This is a genomic window from Kovacikia sp. CALU 1929 (assembly GCF_056784235.1).
Map to the genome: position 1 here is coordinate 91,208 of NZ_JBXBCF010000059.1, position 19,423 is coordinate 110,630.

Annotated in this window: 19 protein-coding genes and 1 CRISPR repeat array; of the genes, 4 read left to right on the forward strand and 15 right to left on the reverse strand. The window is 47.3% G+C overall.

Going from position 1 to position 19,423, the window contains the following annotated elements:
• Positions 1 to 57: 57 nt before the first annotated feature.
• From AC1S52_RS08430 to AC1S52_RS08445, 4 genes are all read right to left on the reverse strand, one after another.
• Complete coding sequence (locus AC1S52_RS08430; RefSeq protein ID WP_482028582.1) at positions 58 to 1,308, reverse strand: Y-family DNA polymerase; 1,251 nt, start codon at positions 1,306 to 1,308, stop codon at positions 58 to 60.
• Complete coding sequence (locus tag AC1S52_RS08435) at positions 1,308 to 1,679, reverse strand: LexA family protein (RefSeq protein WP_482028583.1); 372 nt, start codon at positions 1,677 to 1,679, stop codon at positions 1,308 to 1,310. The genes AC1S52_RS08430 and AC1S52_RS08435 overlap by 1 nt, the downstream gene beginning before the upstream one ends.
• Positions 1,680 to 1,781: 102 nt before the next feature.
• Positions 1,782 to 1,925, reverse strand: a complete 144-nt coding sequence (locus AC1S52_RS08440; RefSeq protein WP_482028584.1) for a hypothetical protein — start codon at positions 1,923 to 1,925, stop codon at positions 1,782 to 1,784.
• Positions 1,926 to 2,090: 165 nt separating this feature from the next.
• Positions 2,091 to 3,998, reverse strand: a complete 1,908-nt coding sequence (locus tag AC1S52_RS08445) for a serine hydrolase (RefSeq protein WP_482028585.1) — start codon at positions 3,996 to 3,998, stop codon at positions 2,091 to 2,093.
• 781 nt (positions 3,999 to 4,779) lie between these two features.
• Between AC1S52_RS08445 and AC1S52_RS08450 the strand changes: the two genes are divergently transcribed.
• Positions 4,780 to 5,103: a hypothetical protein gene (locus AC1S52_RS08450; RefSeq protein WP_482028586.1), complete on the forward strand. Its 324-nt coding sequence runs from the start codon at positions 4,780 to 4,782 to the stop codon at positions 5,101 to 5,103.
• Between the two features lie 54 nt (positions 5,104 to 5,157).
• Here AC1S52_RS08450 and AC1S52_RS08455 read toward each other — a convergent pair whose 3' ends face one another.
• Positions 5,158 to 5,592: a tyrosine-type recombinase/integrase gene (locus AC1S52_RS08455; protein ID WP_482028587.1), complete on the reverse strand. Its 435-nt coding sequence runs from the start codon at positions 5,590 to 5,592 to the stop codon at positions 5,158 to 5,160.
• Positions 5,537 to 5,725, reverse strand: coding sequence for a hypothetical protein (locus tag AC1S52_RS08460; RefSeq protein ID WP_482028588.1), 189 nt, complete (start codon positions 5,723 to 5,725; stop codon positions 5,537 to 5,539). Before AC1S52_RS08460 ends, AC1S52_RS08455 begins: the two co-directional genes overlap by 56 nt.
• 286 nt (positions 5,726 to 6,011) lie before the next feature.
• Between AC1S52_RS08460 and AC1S52_RS08465 the strand changes: the two genes are divergently transcribed.
• Positions 6,012 to 6,239 (forward strand): hypothetical protein, encoded by a 228-nt coding sequence (locus tag AC1S52_RS08465; protein ID WP_482028589.1) that lies wholly within the window; start codon positions 6,012 to 6,014, stop codon positions 6,237 to 6,239.
• 35 nt (positions 6,240 to 6,274) lie between these two features.
• The gene (locus AC1S52_RS08470) at positions 6,275 to 6,625 is read left to right on the forward strand and encodes a hypothetical protein (RefSeq protein ID WP_482028590.1); all 351 of its coding nucleotides are present in this window, start codon (positions 6,275 to 6,277) and stop codon (positions 6,623 to 6,625) included.
• 187 nt (positions 6,626 to 6,812) lie between these two features.
• Here the strand turns inward: AC1S52_RS08470 and AC1S52_RS08475 are convergent, their stop codons facing one another.
• A complete protein-coding gene (locus tag AC1S52_RS08475; RefSeq protein ID WP_482028591.1) occupies positions 6,813 to 6,983 on the reverse strand; it encodes a DUF4351 domain-containing protein in 171 nt (56 codons plus the stop codon).
• A 213-nt stretch (positions 6,984 to 7,196) separates the two neighbouring features.
• On the opposite strand from AC1S52_RS08475, the gene AC1S52_RS08480 reads away from it, so the two are divergent.
• Entirely contained in the window at positions 7,197 to 8,495 is a 1,299-nt protein-coding gene (locus AC1S52_RS08480; RefSeq protein WP_482028592.1) for a glycosyltransferase, read from the forward strand.
• Positions 8,496 to 8,621: 126 nt separating this feature from the next.
• Here AC1S52_RS08480 and AC1S52_RS08485 read toward each other — a convergent pair whose 3' ends face one another.
• The 8 genes from AC1S52_RS08485 to AC1S52_RS08520 form a co-directional block, all read right to left on the reverse strand.
• On the reverse strand, positions 8,622 to 9,128 hold the full coding sequence (locus AC1S52_RS08485) for a M23 family metallopeptidase (protein WP_482028593.1): 507 nt from the start codon (positions 9,126 to 9,128) through the stop codon (positions 8,622 to 8,624).
• A 217-nt stretch (positions 9,129 to 9,345) separates the two neighbouring features.
• Positions 9,346 to 11,825: a CRISPR direct-repeat array (repeat unit 36 nt; unit sequence GTTTCCATTCAATTGGTTTCCCCAGCGAGTGGGGAC).
• Between the two features lie 189 nt (positions 11,826 to 12,014).
• Entirely contained in the window at positions 12,015 to 12,293 is a 279-nt protein-coding gene (cas2, locus tag AC1S52_RS08490; protein WP_482028594.1) for a CRISPR-associated endonuclease Cas2, read from the reverse strand.
• Between the two features lie 36 nt (positions 12,294 to 12,329).
• Positions 12,330 to 13,463, reverse strand: coding sequence for a CRISPR-associated endonuclease Cas1 (gene cas1, locus AC1S52_RS08495; protein ID WP_482028595.1), 1,134 nt, complete (start codon positions 13,461 to 13,463; stop codon positions 12,330 to 12,332).
• A 176-nt stretch (positions 13,464 to 13,639) separates the two neighbouring features.
• Positions 13,640 to 14,980: a hypothetical protein gene (locus AC1S52_RS08500; protein ID WP_482028596.1), complete on the reverse strand. Its 1,341-nt coding sequence runs from the start codon at positions 14,978 to 14,980 to the stop codon at positions 13,640 to 13,642.
• Positions 14,981 to 15,072: 92 nt separating this feature from the next.
• Complete coding sequence (locus AC1S52_RS08505) at positions 15,073 to 15,726, reverse strand: Uma2 family endonuclease (protein WP_482028597.1); 654 nt, start codon at positions 15,724 to 15,726, stop codon at positions 15,073 to 15,075.
• 62 nt (positions 15,727 to 15,788) lie between these two features.
• The gene (locus AC1S52_RS08510) at positions 15,789 to 17,297 is read right to left on the reverse strand and encodes a hypothetical protein (RefSeq protein ID WP_482028598.1); all 1,509 of its coding nucleotides are present in this window, start codon (positions 17,295 to 17,297) and stop codon (positions 15,789 to 15,791) included.
• Positions 17,294 to 19,042, reverse strand: a complete 1,749-nt coding sequence (locus AC1S52_RS08515) for an RAMP superfamily CRISPR-associated protein (RefSeq protein ID WP_482028599.1) — start codon at positions 19,040 to 19,042, stop codon at positions 17,294 to 17,296. Before AC1S52_RS08515 ends, AC1S52_RS08510 begins: the two co-directional genes overlap by 4 nt.
• Complete coding sequence (locus AC1S52_RS08520; RefSeq protein ID WP_482028600.1) at positions 19,035 to 19,421, reverse strand: hypothetical protein; 387 nt, start codon at positions 19,419 to 19,421, stop codon at positions 19,035 to 19,037. The genes AC1S52_RS08515 and AC1S52_RS08520 overlap by 8 nt, the downstream gene beginning before the upstream one ends.
• Between the last annotated feature and the right edge of the window lie 2 nt (positions 19,422 to 19,423).

Sequence of the window (19,423 nt, forward strand, 5' to 3'; positions counted from 1 at the left end):
CTAATTTTTGGATGAAACGACTACTTGCACAAGGTTAGCGATCGCCCGGAACAATCATCATTTGACAACTAACAACTCACTCCATTGGGTTGTGTAACGAGGTGAGCGGTAAGCAGACTTCAGTGCCCAGGGCTGTTGTAAGCCCACTGCTCCAAACCGGATTGTCCCCGCTCCAAACTGGCGATTAATCTGATCCATCACCGTCATTAACTTAGGGCTACGTTCGCGATCGCGTTTATCCAGCAGCGACATCTGGAACTGATTGGCTGGCACCAGATTGAGCATTAACACCCCTGCCTTCTCGAATTCAACCCCAGGCTGGTAAAGTGCTTCACCACAACAGAGGGCGTAATGTAACAACTCTGCGGTATCGTTTGTCGTCACTGGCAACGAAACGGATGCTGTATTTGAGTAGGGATTGTCACCAAAGCGGTTCGTAGAAACGAATACGTTCAAAACACCTGTGCTTAACTGGTACTGCCGTAACTTCTCACCCGCCCGACTGGTATAGGTGGCGATCGCTTGCTTGAGATGCGCCATTGTTTGAATTGGCTGCCCAAAGGAGCGAGAAACCATCAAACTCTTGCGTGGTGGGGGAACTAACTCCAGTGGCAGGCAGGACTGCCCCCGCAGTTCCAGAACGGTTCGTACCATCACAATGTTGTAGCGCTGCCTGACCCATTCCAGATCTGCTTTCCGCAGGTCCAAAGCCGTTCGTATCCCATACTCCTGTAATGACTGAGCGTAACGCCTACCGATTCCCCACACCTCTTCTACCGCAGTCGCTGAAAGCACCTCATCCAAATTAACGAGGGATAACTCAAAGACTCCAGAACCACATCGTTTCGCCAGGGCATTGGCGATCTTTGCCAGTGTTTTGGTGGAACTGATGCCCACAGAAACAGGAATGCCTGTTTGTTGTTTCACCGTTTGCCGAATAGTTTGCCCATACTCCGTTAGATCCCGGTGGGTAAAACCAGACAGGTCCAGGAACGCCTCATCAATTGAATATACTTCCAGTCGAGGAGTGAACTGTGCCAGCGTATCCATCACCCGCATCGACATATCTCCGTACAGCGTATAGTTTGACGAAAAGACCTGTACCTGGTGCTGCTTGACCAGCGATCGAATTTGGAAGATGGGCACTCCCATTTTGATACCCAGCTTCTTGGCTTCCTGCGATCGCGCCACAACACAGCCATCGTTATTACTGAGCACCACAACTGGCTTCCCCTGTAGTTTGGGGTTGAAGACTCGCTCACTGCTGACATAGAAATTATTGGCATCGACTAAAGAAAAAACTTTCATTAGACCCGATGTATCACGGTGGTAACAACGCCCCAGGTTTCAAACTCCATCGCCTCATCAATCAGAATGGGATGGTAGTTTGGGTTCTCTGAAACAAGGTAGAGCTGCCCCTGGTTCCGGTGCAATCGTTTGACGGTTAACTCTCCGTTAATGGCTGCAATGATAACTTTGCCTGAAATAGCCTTTACAGCCCGATCCACAATGAGGAGGTCACCTGGATGAATGCCTGCTCCAATCATGGAATCGCCACTGACGCGGACAAAGAAAGTGGCAGATGGATGGTGAATTAGATGCTGATTTAGATCAAGCGGACCCTCAACAAAATCAGCGGCAGGCGAAGGAAAGCCAGCAGTTACAGTGATGACGAACAAAACAACCGTCCCTCTAAACGACAGACGGCAGACTCCCCTGATTGCCCAAAGCCCTTCAAAGACTTAGGAAAATCTATTTATAGTACATAAGTACCTGAGTGTCTAGTTCTTATTTTTCAGAGCCTGTAATCCCCACTGCACGACCACTAGAACGGCGATCGCTACCAGCACCAGCGGGAAGGCTTCAGGATGTCCCTGGTAATAGCCAGAGTCAAGAGCAACATCGACAGCAGTGAAATCTTCCATTTTCAGCAAAAAGCCCGATCACAAGCCATAGTGACCGGGTACTTATCATCAGGCGTGCTTACAAAATTTGTAAAGCTCAGTGTGCCCAGGTGCTTGATTCAGCGAACAGCCTTAGCCATGAAAAAGCTCAGTCAATACAATCCGGCGTAGTCTGCCCAACCTGCCTTACGGGTTAGAGAGTGCGATGGTCAGGAGCTTTTGCGTCAGCGTACTGGTTTCATCAGGTGGGGGATTAGTGTTTGTCAAAGCAACAACAGTTATCCCGTTGGCAACATCAATGCGAATGTGCGAATCAGATCCCTGGTTGTCGCCACCCTTTGTTGCTTGGGTTGCCCCTGCATTTAAGGTCCACCCATTGGCACGTCCATTGCCAGTTCCCCCACTCCACATAACATCGCGGGTAGCTTGCGGGAAATAGCGGTTGCGCAGAACCCCATCACCAAACAAAGCAAGGTCCAGTGCGGAGGATTCCATCCCGCTACCACCTGCCTTCCAACTAACATTCTCAAATTCCGATTTGCTCACCTTGGTGCCATCAGAAATGATTGTCGCTCGCTCACCTGAGGAATCCGGAGTTGAGCGTATTTCGACCCGCAGCGTTTCGAGTCCCAATGGGTCAGCAATCCGGGTCTTGATTAAATTGGCAAAGGACGTATTTGCTCGATCCTCTAGCGCGGCGGCGGCAAGCGTATAGCCGTGGGTGGAATAGTTCCGCGTTCCAGGCGAACACCCTGAAATGATCCAGGAATTGGTTTTCATCGCTCCACCCATATGGTTATTTAAGGCTGCCAGAGCAGTATTGTATTGAACCTGGGTGCTGTTGTCGTTAAATCCATCACTCGTGTAATGCTTCACACAACCCGTATTCTGTAGCAATTGCCGCACAGTATGAAGGTGCTGTGTCCCCAGCCCAGAAAGGATTGTGTCAGTGCGATTGTCTAGATTAATGATTCCCGCTTGTTCAAGATCGTATGCCAAAGTGCCAGTCACAGCTTTGGCTACAGAAGCGAGGCGATAGATGGTGCCACTATGGGCAGTAATGTTCTTGTCCTTATCTGCAAAGCCTGCCCCACCACGGAAGATAACACGACCATTACGGATGATGGCAGCACCAACGCCAGGAGTTCCTGGTTTGCTGGCGTAGTCCGATAGCTCCTTCTCGGCTTGTTCACGCCCGGACCAATCAAAGCGATCCTCATTCTCGCGCCAAACGGCGGCGTATTCTGTACCACTACCGTTGATTGCAGGGCAGCTTTCAATATCAACGATGCGCATACCTTGATCAGAATACTTATGCCAATTGTTGCGCAAGCTTTGGGCAGACATCTGGCGCAGCGCAGCCCATCCCCTCCCCGGTTGGTTTTTCTCCCAGATTGCAGCATAAGTCAGTTTGCCATTGCGCTTGTAGCAATCGAGATCGGCAACTCGATAGCCCTGTTGGCGATGTTCCTCAAACTTCTGACCATAGCCATCCGGTGTCATATCACGAAGCTCGATCCAGCCCTGATTCGATTTATTTTCAACCCAGATGATCGAATAAAGCATCTTCCCGCCTACTTCGATCGCGTCAATATCAATCGGTTTGTACTTCGCTTTATTTGCCGCAAATTTTTCGGCGAATTGCTGACTAGTGAGGTTACGGTTCGAGATCCAATCAAGTCTTTCCTTGTTCTCCACCATGACCAGGGAATAGAGGAGTTTTCCACCAATTACTTCTGCATCCTGATCAATTGGGCGATAGCCCTTCTTACGATACTCGTCCCAGTTTTTGTGAAATTGTTCGTCAGTCAGCCGTCGCCAACTCACCCAGTCGCGCCCATCTGTATTCTTCTGCCAGACACCGGAGTAGGTGGCACCGCCATTGTCCATTTCAATGTCGATGGGGATGAAACCTTGTTTCTTGTAGTCCTCCCAGGCTTTAGAATAGGCGGCATCAGTTAGACCGTAACCAAACTTCCAGGCGATGGAGGTCGGATCATTGAAGTCTTGTGCTTGTACCGCGCCTGCAACCATTCCCACTGCCAGGACTGGGGACAGGGTGCAGCCAACTGCAATCCGAAAACCATTAAGCATGAATATAGACCTCTCTAAATTTGAGATATTTAACTGAAAAGACATTGAGCCACCCGGTTGCTGCGAGTGTGGAAATGTCTACTTAAACGGTTGATAGCTGTAGTAATTCGGCTTGAATTCTTGGGGAAATGATAATTTTGGTAACTCTGTTGAAGCAGCAAAAGCCGACTAAATAAACACGAAGAAACACTACGATCGCTTGTCTGAACAGATCGCTTCCATCAGTCCCAGTTACTTCTACCAGTTGCGACCCTAGACTTACCAGGCTGAAGTGTGATGTCACATCATAGGGTTGAAATGACTTTCACTCCCAGAATCCAGTAGACATTAAAGGGAACAGCCAGGGCGACGATCGCTTTCAGCTATAACTTAATTCTGAAAAGTTTGCTTTAATGTGTCGATTACCTTTAAGGGTACCTTTTAAAGATAGATAGCTTTTTTAATCTCTCAAGCAGTCTTATTCAACGGTTGCTTACTGCTATAAAACAAAAAACTACAATGTGGTTAGCCTTCGTTACTCAAACATCTAATAATAACCCTTGAGGGTACTATAAGGCTGACTTGAAGCAATCTATAACTCAACTAGAAGGTGCAACGCCAAAGAGTCTAATCAGCCACTTTATATGGATGAAAAACTGGCTTTTGAGATTTTTAGGGATTCTTGGAAATTTCCCATTTCCAGGCTTAAGCGAAAATAGAAAGCTCACTTTATATGGCTTCAGAAACCCTTTTAAAGTGACTTGAAGTGCTTATGGAGCGAGTGCTTGAGGATATTTATATTATGTCTATTTCAACACTTAGTGTAGTCAAAATTTTATTGGAAGCGCTGGCAAATTCTCGCAAAACCGTTGATCAAATCAACCAGGCTTGTTTAGATAAGGGATTGCCTCCTGCCTTTCCAATTAACGAGAGTGGAAATCCTGACATTCCAGGAAATTCCGATTACCGATTTGAAGGTTTTGGTACAGTCGTAGGCTTACCGCCAAAACTTTCCTTCTGGGTTCACTACAAACCTGAAAGTCCAGAGCATTTGGAGTTGGGCAGATTCCTTATGCCAATTGGTTTCGGCAGATTACTGGATCTTAATCGTCTTCTAGGACAGTAAAATTCCGTCATGACAATGGTAAAGGTGCATTTTCGTAAAATTACAACAGCTTCTTTACAGGTAAGCGATCGCATCTTCTACCTGCCGCTCAGTCACTTCTAGATAGCGCTGTAGCTCTGAAAGGGTACGATGTCCTGATATTTGCTGAATGACTCTCAAGGGCACCCCGGCATTAGACAGCCGGGTGAGTGCGGTTCGTCGAAAGCTGTGAGTGCTGGCACCTTCAACCTGAACGGTTAACAAAGCGTCTCTTAGGATGGCAGCGGCTGAGTCGGGATGGACATGCCCGCGCTGATGCCGTCCTGGAAACAAATACATCTCACCGGCGGTTGGATAATGTTGCTCCAGCAGGTGAGCCAGCGCCGGATGGGTTGGAATTGAACGAGTAGCCTGTTTCCCTTTGGTGTTTGCCTTGCGTAGGGTGATTCTGGGTCTAACCCTGCCCATTTGCCCCATATACATCGGCTGCCAGGAGAGAGCAGGATTCACTAATGCGGCATCCGGTGTAAAGACACACCCCAAACAAGGCGCGATCGCGATCAGTCGTTAGTCCAACCTCAAACAATCGATCAATTTCTTCTTGAGTCAAAATTTTGGCTTGACCATGCCCTGCAATTTTCACAATTCATCTCAATACACCAGTACAGAGATTCTACACCGGGAAAACAAGGTTTCCCGATGTAAGACCCACAACGCCCAATATTTCGTAGTTCCCCCTGGAACTGTCACAGTCCCCCCTGGAATTACCCGCTTTAATGCAAACGTACCCCCCCTTATTGCAACCAGAGAAAAGAGGCAGGTTTGCGTCTGGTCAGGGTCAACCCGGTTAACGAAGTTTGCAGTTGAGCAGGCTATGAAAAGGCTGGGCACTCTAACTGAAAACAATTAGCCAGGATTGCAGGGATAACATGAGCGACGGACAGAAGCCAATGGTGGGGGCACGTATTCCCCATAGCTGGAAAATCCAGATTCAGGAGCTTTGCCAGCAGGCAGGAAAGAGTGAAAGTGAAGTTGTGCAGGAAGCGATCGCCGCTTATTTGGGCAAAACGGATGTGGAATCTATCACTTCCATGAATAAGCGGTTGGCAGTGCTGGAGCGGAAGTATCAAAAGCTGGCAGCGATGGTAATTAGTTAACCTGGAGGGAGGTTTGCTTTGATCACCGTGACCCTATGAAACTTCTACACTCCCTGGTTCTGAACACAATCACAACGCTGGCGGCGATCGCTCCCCTACAAGTGCTGGCGCAACAACCGCTGTCACCCGATGCCAGACAGTTGTTGAATTGCCTATCCAGCTATCCTCAAACCTCTACTGAGGGCAACCACCCGGTTACCCGTTACGAATTTGCGGTTGGGTTAGAGGCTTGCTTAAATGAAGTGTCTTCACCCCTGAGACAAGGAAACTTTGCAACGAAAACTGAGTTGAAACAATTGATTCAACGCCAGCAGGGACTTAACCAGGAACTCAGGCAGTTGCGCGATCGGGTGGATGCCTCTGACCCCGTTCCTTCAGCTAAGTGACCGCCGTGTATTCAGTAAGTCCAGCTTCAACTTACACATCTCTTGAAACCCTCACTAGATAAGACTTTTACAAATTCTAGAATTCCCAACAATCAAGAGCTATTGAGAATAGCCTACGAAATCAGGGTTTAGGAAGCGCATTAAGCATCCGTTTTCTGATCAAGCAAGATGTGTATACGCGGTTAGGCTAAGTGACAGACTGAATTTCTAACCAGTCCTGCAAGTCGCTCAGGTTGGTAAAGTCCAATAACGCCTCACCCAATTCTTCCAGTTGGGGGTCAGATAAGCATGCAATCTGCGATCGTACTGGTTCAGGGAGTTCTTGCTGGAGTCGTCTGGTCAGCAATCGCTCAAGCAAGTGTATCAGGGCTTCCTGTTGCCCTTCGGCTTTGGCTTCCTGTAAAACCGTGTCTCTTGAAGGGTGATGCCCAGCATCTTTTCAACATCCTGCCGACTCAAAGCCATTTCTTAATGAGACAGGCAAAACTGAGAACGCTGTTGTATAGGAAGTAAGTGGACAGGTTAATAGGAGTAAAATTAATTTTCGTAGTGCAAAATTAATTGAGTATTTATGACTCACTTTGGTATTTTGTGTCCTGCTGCGATTGGTCATCTCAACCCGATGTGTTCTTTGGGTCGAGAATTGCAGCGTCGGGGTCATCGGGTTACCTTGCTTGGAATCTCGGATATTGAAACACAAGTCCTTAGGACGGGGTTGGATTTTTGCAAAGTTGGCGAAGCGGAATTCCCACTCGGAACTCAAGAGCAGCTTTATTCTCGATTAGGCAAGCTCAGTGGAATAGAAGGGCTAAAATTCACTCTGAGTTGGCTTGAGCGGGAAACCTCAATGCTGTTTAATGAAGCCCCCACTGCACTCAACGCTGCGAGGGTAGAAGCCCTGCTGGTTGACCAGTCCACCCCTGCGGGGGGCAGCATCGCAGACTATTTGCAGATTCCCTTCATTACAATCTGTAATGCCCTGTTAATCAATCAGGAAGCCAATGTTCCGACCTGGTTTACAGCCTGGGGTTATCACCCCGTCTGGTGGGCGCAGCTACGCAATCAGATTGCCAATGGTTTGGTGCGGCAACTGACCCAACCATTATGGAAGCTAGTCAACCACCAACGTCAACAATGGCACTTGCTACCATTTAACAACCGCGAAGAATCGGGATCTCAACTTGCTCAACTGTGCCAGATTCCTGCTGAATTTGATTTCCCACGGACCAAACTTGCTCAGTGCTTTCATTACGTTGGACCGCTCCAAGACCCCTCTGGGGTAGAGCCACTTTCATTCCCTTCTGTTTCATTTCCATTTGAATCACTCACAGAAGATCCGCTTGTCTATGCTTCCCTGGGCACCTTACAAAATCGAAGACCCGAAATCTTTCAGACGATTGCGGCTGCCTGCGTTGGACTTAACGTACAGCTTGTAATTTCACTTGGAAACCCAAAGCGACAAGATCTTCTTGGTGAATTACCAGGTTCTCCATTGGTTGTTCCTTATGCGCCTCACCAGCAGGTCATCAATCGATCGGCACTTGTCATTACGCATGCGGGGATGAATACGACTCTTGCCGCATTAAGTAGCGGAGTTCCCCTGGTCGCCATCCCCATTACCAATGAACAACCGGGTATTGCAGCACGACTTGCCAGAACTGGAGCCGGAGAAGTATTAGGCTTAAGAAGTTTGACGAGTTCCAGACTGCGGACAATCATACAGCGAGTTTTGCGTGAAGATTCGTATCGGCAGAATGCAGGTAGGCTCCAAACTGCGATTAGGCAAGCAGGTGGGGTGCATCGAGCGACTGATATTATTGAACAAGTCATTACGACTGGAAAACCTGTCTTTGCTTTATCCACGCCATAACGTCAGCATCTTGCGATCTGGTGGTTGTCTCAAAGGATATTGGCGATCGCGTTCCTTCAACTAGCTTCTCTGCATCAGGAGAGCCAGAACCAGAGAGGTAAGTATTACTTCAGCCCCTCTGACCGCTCATCGGTTAGCTGCATAGTTTTGAGATGAACTGTTGAGATACGAAATCGGGTTAACGGCTCCCTTTCCCGGAAGACGAATCTCAAAGCGGCAGTGAGGACCTGTTGAGTATCCTGTACTACCCATCTGTGCAATCACCTGCCCCTGCTTTACATAATCGCCTTTGTGAACCAACAACCGACTGTTATGGGCATACAGAGTTTGACTCCCATCAGTATGTTGAATTTCAACTAGATTGCCATACCCCCCTTTACTCCAATCTGCAAAGGTGACAGTTCCCTCAGCAGCGGCAACAATGGGTGTACCTGTGGCAGCAGCAATATCAATTCCTTTATGCATTCGTCCCCAGCGCCAGCCATAACCACTGGTGAGAACGCCTCGTGTTGGGTAAATGAAGGCTGGATAAGGATCAACCGGATCACTGGTGGCGTAGGCAGCAATGGAGCCTGATGTCAACGTCAACGAGAGGCTGAGTAAGCTCAGCAGGGTGAAGATTTTCAGTTTCATAGGTAAGCACGGTGGGAGAAGTACCCTCACTTATTGCCCAACCCATGCCGTTGCCTATGGGAATGTCACCTAGAAAAATGCGATCGCCGAGTTCTCCGAGCGATCGCGGGTGCATTATGTCTAAGTAAGTTTAGAGTTCCCGGTTTGTCAGGAGCATTAACGCTACACAGGAGACGAAAACGTGTCTGTCCGAGTGAAGTGGCAGGAAATACAGGAGGTTTCCATTCAATTGGTTTCCCCAGCGAGTGGGGACTAAAGTGATGTCCTTCATCCCAGTTTGCAGATAGTCATCAGGTTTCCATTCAATTGGTTTCCCCAGCGAGTGGGGACCAGGTCGGTATCTCTATGACGCTACTGTGCTTTCTTCCCATCAAGTTTCCATTCAATTGGTTTCCCCAGCGAGTGGGGACACGAAGCGTTAAATATATGTCTAGGAAAGGTGGCTTAGTTTCCATTCAATTGGTTTCCCCAGCGAGTGGGGACTCAAGGGGAGTCTTTGAGGCGTGGTTGGCTCTACTCTTGTTTCCATTCAATTGGTTTCCCCAGCGAGTGGGGACCGCCAGAATCCCCAGGGAATTGACGGAGTTGAGGAAATGTTTCCATTCAATTGGTTTCCCCAGCGAGTGGGGACGTTTATAAGGTTGGAACCATGTGGACGGCTGAGTTTGGGTTTCCATTCAATTGGTTTCCCCAGCGAGTGGGGACAATAAAGCTGTTAGTGCTAGTTCTATCGCCTGGATTAAGTTTCCATTCAATTGGTTTCCCCAGCGAGTGGGGACTTCGCTTTGGGGTTCGCTGCGAGAGGGGAGGGTGTCGGTCGAAGTTTCCATTCAATTGGTTTCCCCAGCGAGTGGGGACCCCTACGACGCTCATTTGTATCAGCTTTACCCAGAACGGTTTCCATTCAATTGGTTTCCCCAGCGAGTGGGGACCTGAAGACTGGAAACCTATCGGTCATCGCCCGATTTCAATTGTTTCCATTCAATTAGTTTCCCCAGCGAGTGGGGACTTCCTCAAACTATCAGGATCTACCAATGGTCAATCAATTCTGATGTTTCCATTCAATTGGTTTCCCCAGCGAGTGGGGACTTGAGGCTTCCCCCTCTTGTAGTCGTTCCCCTTCATCTCAGTTTCCATTCAATTGGTTTCCCCAGCGAGTGGGGACATGGCAAAGGAGCATTGGCGAGATACACCGATTGACTGGAGTTTCCATTCAATTGGTTTCCCCAGCGAGTGGGGACACGTGGAGGCTCAGATGCTTCTACTGATGGGGTCGGCACGTTTCCATTCAATTGGTTTCCCCAGCGAGTGGGGACTTGAGTCCGTCTTTATTGGAGACTTCAATTACTCCAGAAGTTTCCATTCAATTGGTTTCCCCAGCGAGTGGGGACTTCAGAAGGGGGAATTAGATTAGTGTTCTCATCAACAATAGTTTCCATTCAATTGGTTTCCCCAGCGAGTGGGGACAACACGTCGAACTATTACTCGCACCAGATCAGGCCGTTTCCATTCAATTGGTTTCCCCAGCGAGTGGGGACAATCATTAATCCGTTACGAATACGTCTTTTCTTTTTATCTCGTTTCCATTCAATTGGTTTCCCCAGCGAGTGGGGACTCGGCGGCGGAACTCAATATACTGATGGCGATTCAAATGGTTTCCATTCAATTGGTTTCCCCAGCGAGTGGGGACGATATGAGTCTATTCCCTATGTTCCCAGTCAAGTTAATTAGTTTCCATTCAATTGGTTTCCCCAGCGAGTGGGGACAGGCATCCGCCGAGTCGTCGTCTACTACTCAGCAGAGGACGGGGTTCGTTTCCATTCAATTGGTTTCCCCAGCGAGTGGGGACTTGTTCTCTTTCAGGCAGGTAGAGGGATTAACGATGTTGTCGTAGAGTTTCCATTCAATTGGTTTCCCCAGCGAGTGGGGACCTCTACCGGATCAGCTACTCGTACCGGACACCAGGGAATCTTGTTTCCATTCAATTGGTTTCCCCAGCGAGTGGGGACCTCGATCTTTCTTGGGCAGAAAGGCAGAAATTATTTTATGTTTCCATTCAATTGGTTTCCCCAGCGAGTGGGGACATCGGCTGTCGGTTTTAGAGAAAAGAGTGACAGAGCTTGAGGTTTCCATTCAATTGGTTTCCCCAGCGAGTGGGGACCACTTGATAAAGTTGCACAGAATATCGCAGATCCGAATACGTTTCCATTCAATTGGTTTCCCCAGCGAGTGGGGACTCGCCTGGAACGACCCGGCAGACGAGGCGGGCATCTGGGTGCGTTTCCATTCAATTGGTTTCCCCAGCGAGTGGGGACGGGAACCTGATCGGGGTAGATCAAAAGATTGAGTCGGATGGCGTTTCCATTCAATTGGTTTCCCCAGCGAGTGGGGACTCAAGAAGAAACTGTGCTGGATATGCGGTCAAAAGCTTGGCTGTTTCCATTCAATTGGTTTCCCCAGCGAGTGGGGACTTTGATTGCTGATCGGAGGTATCAGCCGCCGAATGCCCTAGGTTTCCATTCAATTGGTTTCCCCAGCGAGTGGGGACAGACGAATACTGTGATCAAATCGATTGCGAAATCGAGTTTCCATTCAATTGGTTTCCCCAGCGAGTGGGGACGACACATCATTGCAGCGATCGGTTACACAGACCGAGGTTTCGTTTCCATTCAATTGGTTTCCCCAGCGAGTGGGGACTGCCCTCTTCAAAACCCTTATTTCATCGAATGTCCAAACTGGATTTGCGAGGGATAAGGATTTAGGAGAGCCAGCTTCATTATCTCATCTATTCCAAAGTTTCAAAACCCCTGATAAATCATTGATCGAGGCTTAGTACGACAGTCCTTGATCCCAGCCTGGAGAGCAGATCCCTCGCGGGAAAAGCCCTTAAACAATGATCGACCCCCTGGGTTTCAGTAGCGGTAAACCACCCCAAGCTTCCACCTGCCCCAAAGTGTGCCGCGATATTGGATAGAGCCGCACACTATCCTCCTCTTCATTCACCTTTTTCCGTAACCGCGATCGCAGCTCTTCAAATTTTGCTTGGGTCAAAATACATTCAAAGACACTGTATTGAACCCGCTGACCATAACCCTCCAACAGGTCAGATACCTTCTTTCGCCGCTTATTGCAGGGAATATCATAGGTCACAATGTAGAAAAGCATGGCGGGGCAAGAAAGATAATAGGTTTGATGAGTCGATTAACGAATCAGATAAGGTCGATAGATTTGGTTAGGGTGATAGACAAATTGTTTGTATGCCTTAACTTGCTGCGTCAAAATATCCCAGCGTGGTTGATCGGTTGTTTCAAGCTGGGCACTGCGACGGCGTAGTCGTCGTGGTTGAGTATCAAGGGCTGGTTCAACCAAACCTTCAGCCTCTCGTTCTGCTACTCGTCGCCTCAAGCGTCGCACAGGTTCAGAGCCATGATCAGGTTGAGATGAAGTTGCAGAAGCCTGCCCCTTCTCCTCCATGCGTAAGAGAAAAGCCCGCAGGTACTTCTTCCGTCCAGACTCATTGAGATAGCACCCGCCATCCCGATGCTCAAAATCATGCTCTTTGTCCATCACTCCTTTGTTGATCAGGTAGAGCACCAGTGAATCCACAATTGGGGCACGAAATTCCTCAATCAGGTCTGAAGCCAGTGCTGCATGGCGTTCACTTCCCTGGTGCAGGCAGGCATAGTAGGGGTCTAAGCCTTGCAACTCAATCAGACTGAGCAGATGGTTCCACAGAATTTGATAGCCAAAGCTGAGCATGGCATTCACTGGGTTACCAGGAGGACGACGCGATCGCCCGCTAAACTCAAAGGCTGGATTGCTAATGCACTCACCAAACGCAGAGAAATAGCTGGCACTTCCGGCTCCTTCTATTCCCAGCAATCGTTCAACTGAATCAATGTGGGTTATCTGCTGAATTAACGATTCAAGTGATTGAATCGCTTTTATGGCTACATCCGAGTTTTGCCGCCGCTGCTGACGCATCAAAATCACACGGCTGTTTTTCAGCTTTGCCTGCACAATCGCTTTGGCAGTTGTTAATCTTACGTCATCAGAGATCGCCTGTTGATGACGAGTCAGGTAACGATAGCCCCGCTCAATCGGAGTTAGCCTACCGTAACAACGTCCCATACGAGAGAGATAGACGATGGGAATATCCCGTTGCAGGCAGGCACGGATAACTTGAGTGGTGACCTGAGACTGCCCAAAGATCAGGATTTGTTCTATCAGGGGCAACTGCACCTCATCTAGCACTGTTTGGTCCTGCTTGACGATGACCACTTCTTTCGCAAGCGAGAGATAACAACCTTGCTGGGAGATATAAAGCGATTTCATAGCTGGTAATTAGAGCGATCGCAGCTCAATTGATTCGGAATTCCGGTCAGGCTGCACTCCTACCAACTAGACTCCAAAGGCAAAAAGACTTTTCCGTTCACGGTTTCTACGGAACTTATTCGCTTTAGTACAGGCTTTCTTCGGTAATTTTTCCTGTGTATGATGGACAGTCCCAACTATTGAGTCGCTTGTACTGCACGATCAAGAAACTCACAAATTTGCTGATTTAAGCGATCGAAGGGACTGTCTGAAGTCACAGGAGTTGCTTTTAACAAGACTTTTCGTAAATCGGCTATCAATTCATGTGCTTTGTCGATCGCGGATACTCCCTTAAATCCATGTACATATTCATTCCGCTGATCACAATATTCATTGAGTCGTTGCATGGCTGGAAGAATATCATTGAACTGAGGAAAATACTCCAGAATCGCCATCAACAAATAACGACTCATAAACCCATCCAGCTCAAGCCTTTTACCATTAGAAAATTGGTAAGTTTGCAAATAGACATAAAGCTGTCCTTGTTGGAACTGCTTCACCTTTGCCCAACAAGAATCTATTTCAGCTTTCGATCGAGGGATTGCCAACCCAACTCGGTACTGTACTAAAAACTTAGGAATGCTTTCCAATAATCTAAAAACATCTACCAGAAAATCTGAGTACTCTCCTCGTTTTAGTCGAACTAACGCCTTGAAATAGGCTTCACACAATAGCGCCTTATCATTCGCTTCTTGCATCTCACGCCTACGTTGCCAGTCTTGCTTTGAAATAGCTTGTAAGCGATCGCTCAACTTCTTAGAACTAAGTGCAACGATTTCCTGGTTAAGTTTGGGGTAATTGCTGGCTTGATGATTTAACACATCATAGGCGCGATCAAAATCTAGTGAAAGTCGGCAGCGCCCATATTTAAGCAATGTAGTCAGTGCGTTAGTTGCCAGGTCACTCCCCTGCAAGGTGACGAATGCCGCCGAATAGTCATAATCTTGAATTTGTTGCTTGATTAGTTTTAAGTCGAATTCATTCTTTAAAGCGTTTACATCATCTCTAAATACTAAAAGCTGACCAGGCTTCATCTGCTCAGGATTACGCACTTGCCACAGATGACTATGTTGTACATAACCGGATGCTTGCAAAATGCCCCAGGCGGATTTCATTGCCGGTGTGCCAGATGAGGCATTGAATTCCAGGGTGTCTTGCTCTGTTTGTTCCTGTTGCACAAGTTCTACCGCTCTGCGAGCCTCCTGTACCGCTAACCTTTGGTTGATTGGATCGAGAGATAGAGCTTCACTAACTGGTATAACTGTGATCGTTTCCTCAGATAAATTTTGTTCGGAACTAAGCCAATGTTGGGTATCGATCGCGTTTTGCTTAGTCGCATCGGTGTGCAACAAAAACACCCGTTTTAGCCGATGCTGAGTTGCCACCAGATGCCGGATCAAGGTCACAATCGACCCTTCAGTGTCCGTTTTGGCAAAGGGGTCTTGTTGTCCCACAAACGAAAGCAGGATACTTGCCATTGGGATTAGTCGGGCGATGGTTACAGGTGGGCGGTGGCGCAGCCTGGGCGATCGCCCGTATGGCGCTCAGGGTCGGCAACAGGATTCACTGGCTAACCTAAACGTTGCTGCTGAACCCAGAGCCGCAATGCCTGCTCTGCTGCTACCTCATCCTGTTCTGCCAGCGCCAGAAACTCGTAAAGCTTCTCCTTTGCTACAAAGGGAAATGTTGGACTGGCAGTAACTTCCTGGTACTGCCCCTCTTGTAATTGGTAAATGCGCCAGATCTGCCCGTTGTAACGCCAAAATTCAGGCACCCCCATGCTGGCATACAAGCGAAACTTATCAATATCGGTATGGGTAATGTCGATTTCAACCACTAAATCCGGCGGGGGGTCGCTCTCCAGGTTGACGGTTCTGCCTGCGACCTGGGGTTGATTTTGAATATAGTAGGCGTTATCGGGTTCGGGGCTGCGATCCAGATCTTGCCGCTCCAGGGTGGTCGATCCCATCGTTTTGATTTTTAGCCCCATCTCAACTACCAGGATGCGGATAAATAGCTCAATTAGGCGGGCGGCAAATTCGTGGTCTTCCAGGGGCATGGTGATTTCTAAAATTCCGCGATCGTAGGTGAGGCGGGCGGAACGGCTCTGGGGTAGAGCATGGAGGATTTGCTGGTAGGATTGCCAGTTGAGGTGGTGAAAGGTGACACGCTTTTCACCAATTAACTGTGGGAGCTGTGGGAACTTGGCTGAACTAATAACCATCGGTCTAACGCTAAAGCAAGGGGCGATCGTCTTTCTATGGTAAGGGAAAGATGGGATAACGGTTAGAGGGCGGCGATCGCCCTTTCCAATTCCCGATGCACCTTCACCATCAAACTGGCATCTTCTAATTTGAATCCTTCAGGAAAATCTTCTCTTACGATAAAGTTGAGACAATTTAAAACCCTGCTCTTCCATTTTTCTTTAGCTTGATCTTTCCATTGAGTTTCATTGGATGATCGCCATGCTTCAAATACATTTCCTTGATCGTTTAAGCCCTTGATATTGTGAAATAGATCATTTCTTCTTTTAATCACTATATTTCCAAACACCCAAATATCAAAGTCCTTAGTTTGATCGATCTCTCTTTTAATATCTAGAAAAGTGTATAGATCTTCTCCGTATAAACGAAGATTTCTATCCCAGCGAGGATTTTCTTGATGTCTTGGATGTTTGGTAGTGACAAGCTCTCCAGGATATTTTTTTTCAGCCCAGGTTTTGAGTAAACCTTCAACAGAGCGAAAGCTATGAAAGACCGCTTCTACGGTATTTCCTTGCTCAAGGCGAATAAAACTCAAGTAAGCAGCCTCATAAGCTGCCCACCACCATTTATCGTCTCCTGTTCTTTTTGCAACAGGATCACGAAAATATGGATTTTGGCTCAGTATTTCTACAAAGCTTTTTCTTCTATCATCCTTTTTAATTAGCTTGTTACTTTTAATGAGGTTATAGCCTTCAGCAAAGTGAGCAAAGTTCCATTGAATTGCTGATTCAAGCAAGATTTTTATGTCATCTTCTAAATACTCTACTAATAAATCTTGAACCCCTAAATAGTCATGGTGATTGAGCAGCTTTATAGCTTGTTCTCGCTTAATTCCTCGTAAATAGGTAGAGCTTTCGACTATATCGGTGAGAGTTTTGTTTTGTTCGTTACTGACGAGGAATTGGACGCGATCGCCAAATTTCGCCAAACTGCAAAACTGCACTGCTGAGGAAATAGCCGGAGTGCCTGCCTGATGGCTAACATAAACAATCGCATCACCTGGAAAATCCAGCAAAGAAAATTCATCCTGCACAAGTTTGAGAACAGCATTCCAATCATCCAAGCCTTCATCAGTTGACTTGGCTTTCAAAAGCAATGGAGGATCTTGAAACGCTAAACTCGGAGAAACCTCTTTTAATTGTTCTTTAAGATACTTTTCTAAGAGGGTTTGTAATGTACAAGTGTCTTGCCAGTAGGGATGATTTTGAGTCCGCTTTGCCTCGATGAATACCGATTGATCACTCAAAACCAGAATTACTCTATCGATATCAATTGTCTGCGTTTTGATTTCATTAATAAAGTTGTCAATGAGCGGAAAAGCAAGATCGTCAAGTTTTGCCTGGGGTTGGCTATAAATAACGCCCATTACTCTGGCAGGAATCCGCAAGCGATCGCTATCTGGAATAGGATGAGGACTAAAGCCGCGATCGGGTTTCAACTGACTTCGACCTTCTCTAAATAATTTTGTCCAGTTATTCTTAACCTTGAGTTGGACATCGCTACTCCCGATCGTCAAAATCCAGATATTCATGATTGATCACCTCCCCAAAGCCGCTCAAAGCTAATGTGATTGTCCAGAAAATCTAGGAACTGCTGTGATAGATCTGACTCATCTGGAAAGATAGTTAGCAACTCCACATACTCGTCTGGTATCCGAACTAGCTTTCCAGCTTTAGTCTTGACATAGTGGGGATACATGCGATGCCAAATTCTTCCAACTTGACTGTCAACTCCCCGTCTTGCGGACCATCCTGTCAATTCTGAGCCTTTAATAGATTGCTGGGCATCATAGTTTCCATGAAACCACTGAACAGCTTCACTCAGAGGAGTATCATCATTCTTCTTTTTCAACCTGCCCCAAACTTGGACTTTGTTGGGATGCCAAACCTCTCGCCAGGTTTGAACGTATTCCGCCATTGGTTGGTTTTCAGATGCCAACCATGCGATCGCACTCTCTCTAGCCTTGTCTAGGAAACCCGTAATTTGCTTAATGTTGTTGGTGAGAACCCATAGCTTTTGGGATTCCTCTAAAATTTCCCAATGGCAACCAATCATGGGTTTATCATTATTTCTGAAATAGTCCTTGTAAAAAATATCATGATGAATACGTCGCCATGATTTTCCAAAGCCGCCCATTAAGCAAGCAAACCATACAAGATATTTTAGAAATAGCTTCAGTTCAGGTGAAATTGGCTTGACTTGAAGTAAATCTAAGCGTCCATCCTCTAAGTTGTAAGTTGACATGGAAACAGGTTTACTCTGAGGTCGATAGGTATGTGTACCAAAGCTCAGATTCTCAGCACCGACTAAAAAGCTGATCCCAACTCTCCCAACAACTGCTCCACCCTGAATACCACCCCAAAGTTGATTGGTCATTAGCCTTGCAGTTGTTTCATCTGTAATACCTGCCAAAATTCGCAGGGTATGACCTCGCAAAGTTGCTTTGAACATATTGGGACGAAACTCAGGGGTACGGTTCAAAAGTTGTGATGTTAAACCTTTGCCACTGAGATGAACGGATAGAATTTTTCGAGCTTGTGACTCAATTTCTTCTACATAGCCATAGCCTGCACTAACTCTAGACCCTAAACCTCCTGCAAGTGAGCGTTCCCAGATATTCCAAATTTTTCCCCACTCCGGATCATTTTTGGGAATGACATCACTTGAAATCCCAAATTTATACTTGGGCTGATAGAGAGAGATTTGAACATTAGCACTGTGACTTTCACTATTACTGATCACCTGAAAAGGTTGCTGACCATGCACTACATCCACTAGGCGATCTCGCTTTGCCCACGATGCCATATCAATGGGGTAGCCACCATGAAAGCGCAACTTTCCTGGCACTGTGGACTTTTCCCCTTGTGCGTTGACTTCCTCACCACCACAGTATCGCTTACGATCTTCTTCGGTTTCACAGGCGCGACTAAAAGCTCCTTTCATACTGGAACCAGGGAAGAAGGGTAAGCCCTTTGCACCAATCACAGGACGAATAACACCTTCATCTTGTCCGCTATTGGTAACAAAACGCCAAGAAAACTGATATTCCTGGATATTGACGTTACCTCCAAACTTAGGCAGTTCAACAGTTGGGTTCTGTTTTTGCCTTTTCCAGACGGGAACCTGATCATCCGGTTGTTCAGCTACAGGCGGACAACCTTTTAACCATTGATTAACCCATCTCGACGCAGGCTCAGGATTACCTGCATACTGGATTTTCCCCCGATCAGGAATCTGTGCCTGAAACATGAGGGGAACATAGTTTGCCTCAGTCATCATCTCCTCCATCAAACCCACTATCAGTTTTCTTGTATCGTTGTGTCCACCACACAATTGCGTCGCAGAGTTGTATCAGAATGGCGAGTGCAATCTTGCGCTGCTGTATTGGAAAATTCCACAGATCTTCAGGATTTGCATTCTTAGCTGGCAAACGAATTCCAGTTCCTGCCAAAATGCCTCGTAGCTCAGACCAGGTATCTGTCCAAATCTGCTCTTTATCGCCACTCAAACGCAGTTGCTCACCCCAAAAACGCTCGAGTCCGTAAGCGACAGCGGATCTCATCTTGTAGGATTGCTGGAGTGCTTCACTACTGTTACGGTACTTAAACACGAGATCATGCGCGGTTTGATCGAGGTTGTACGATTCCCACCCCATTT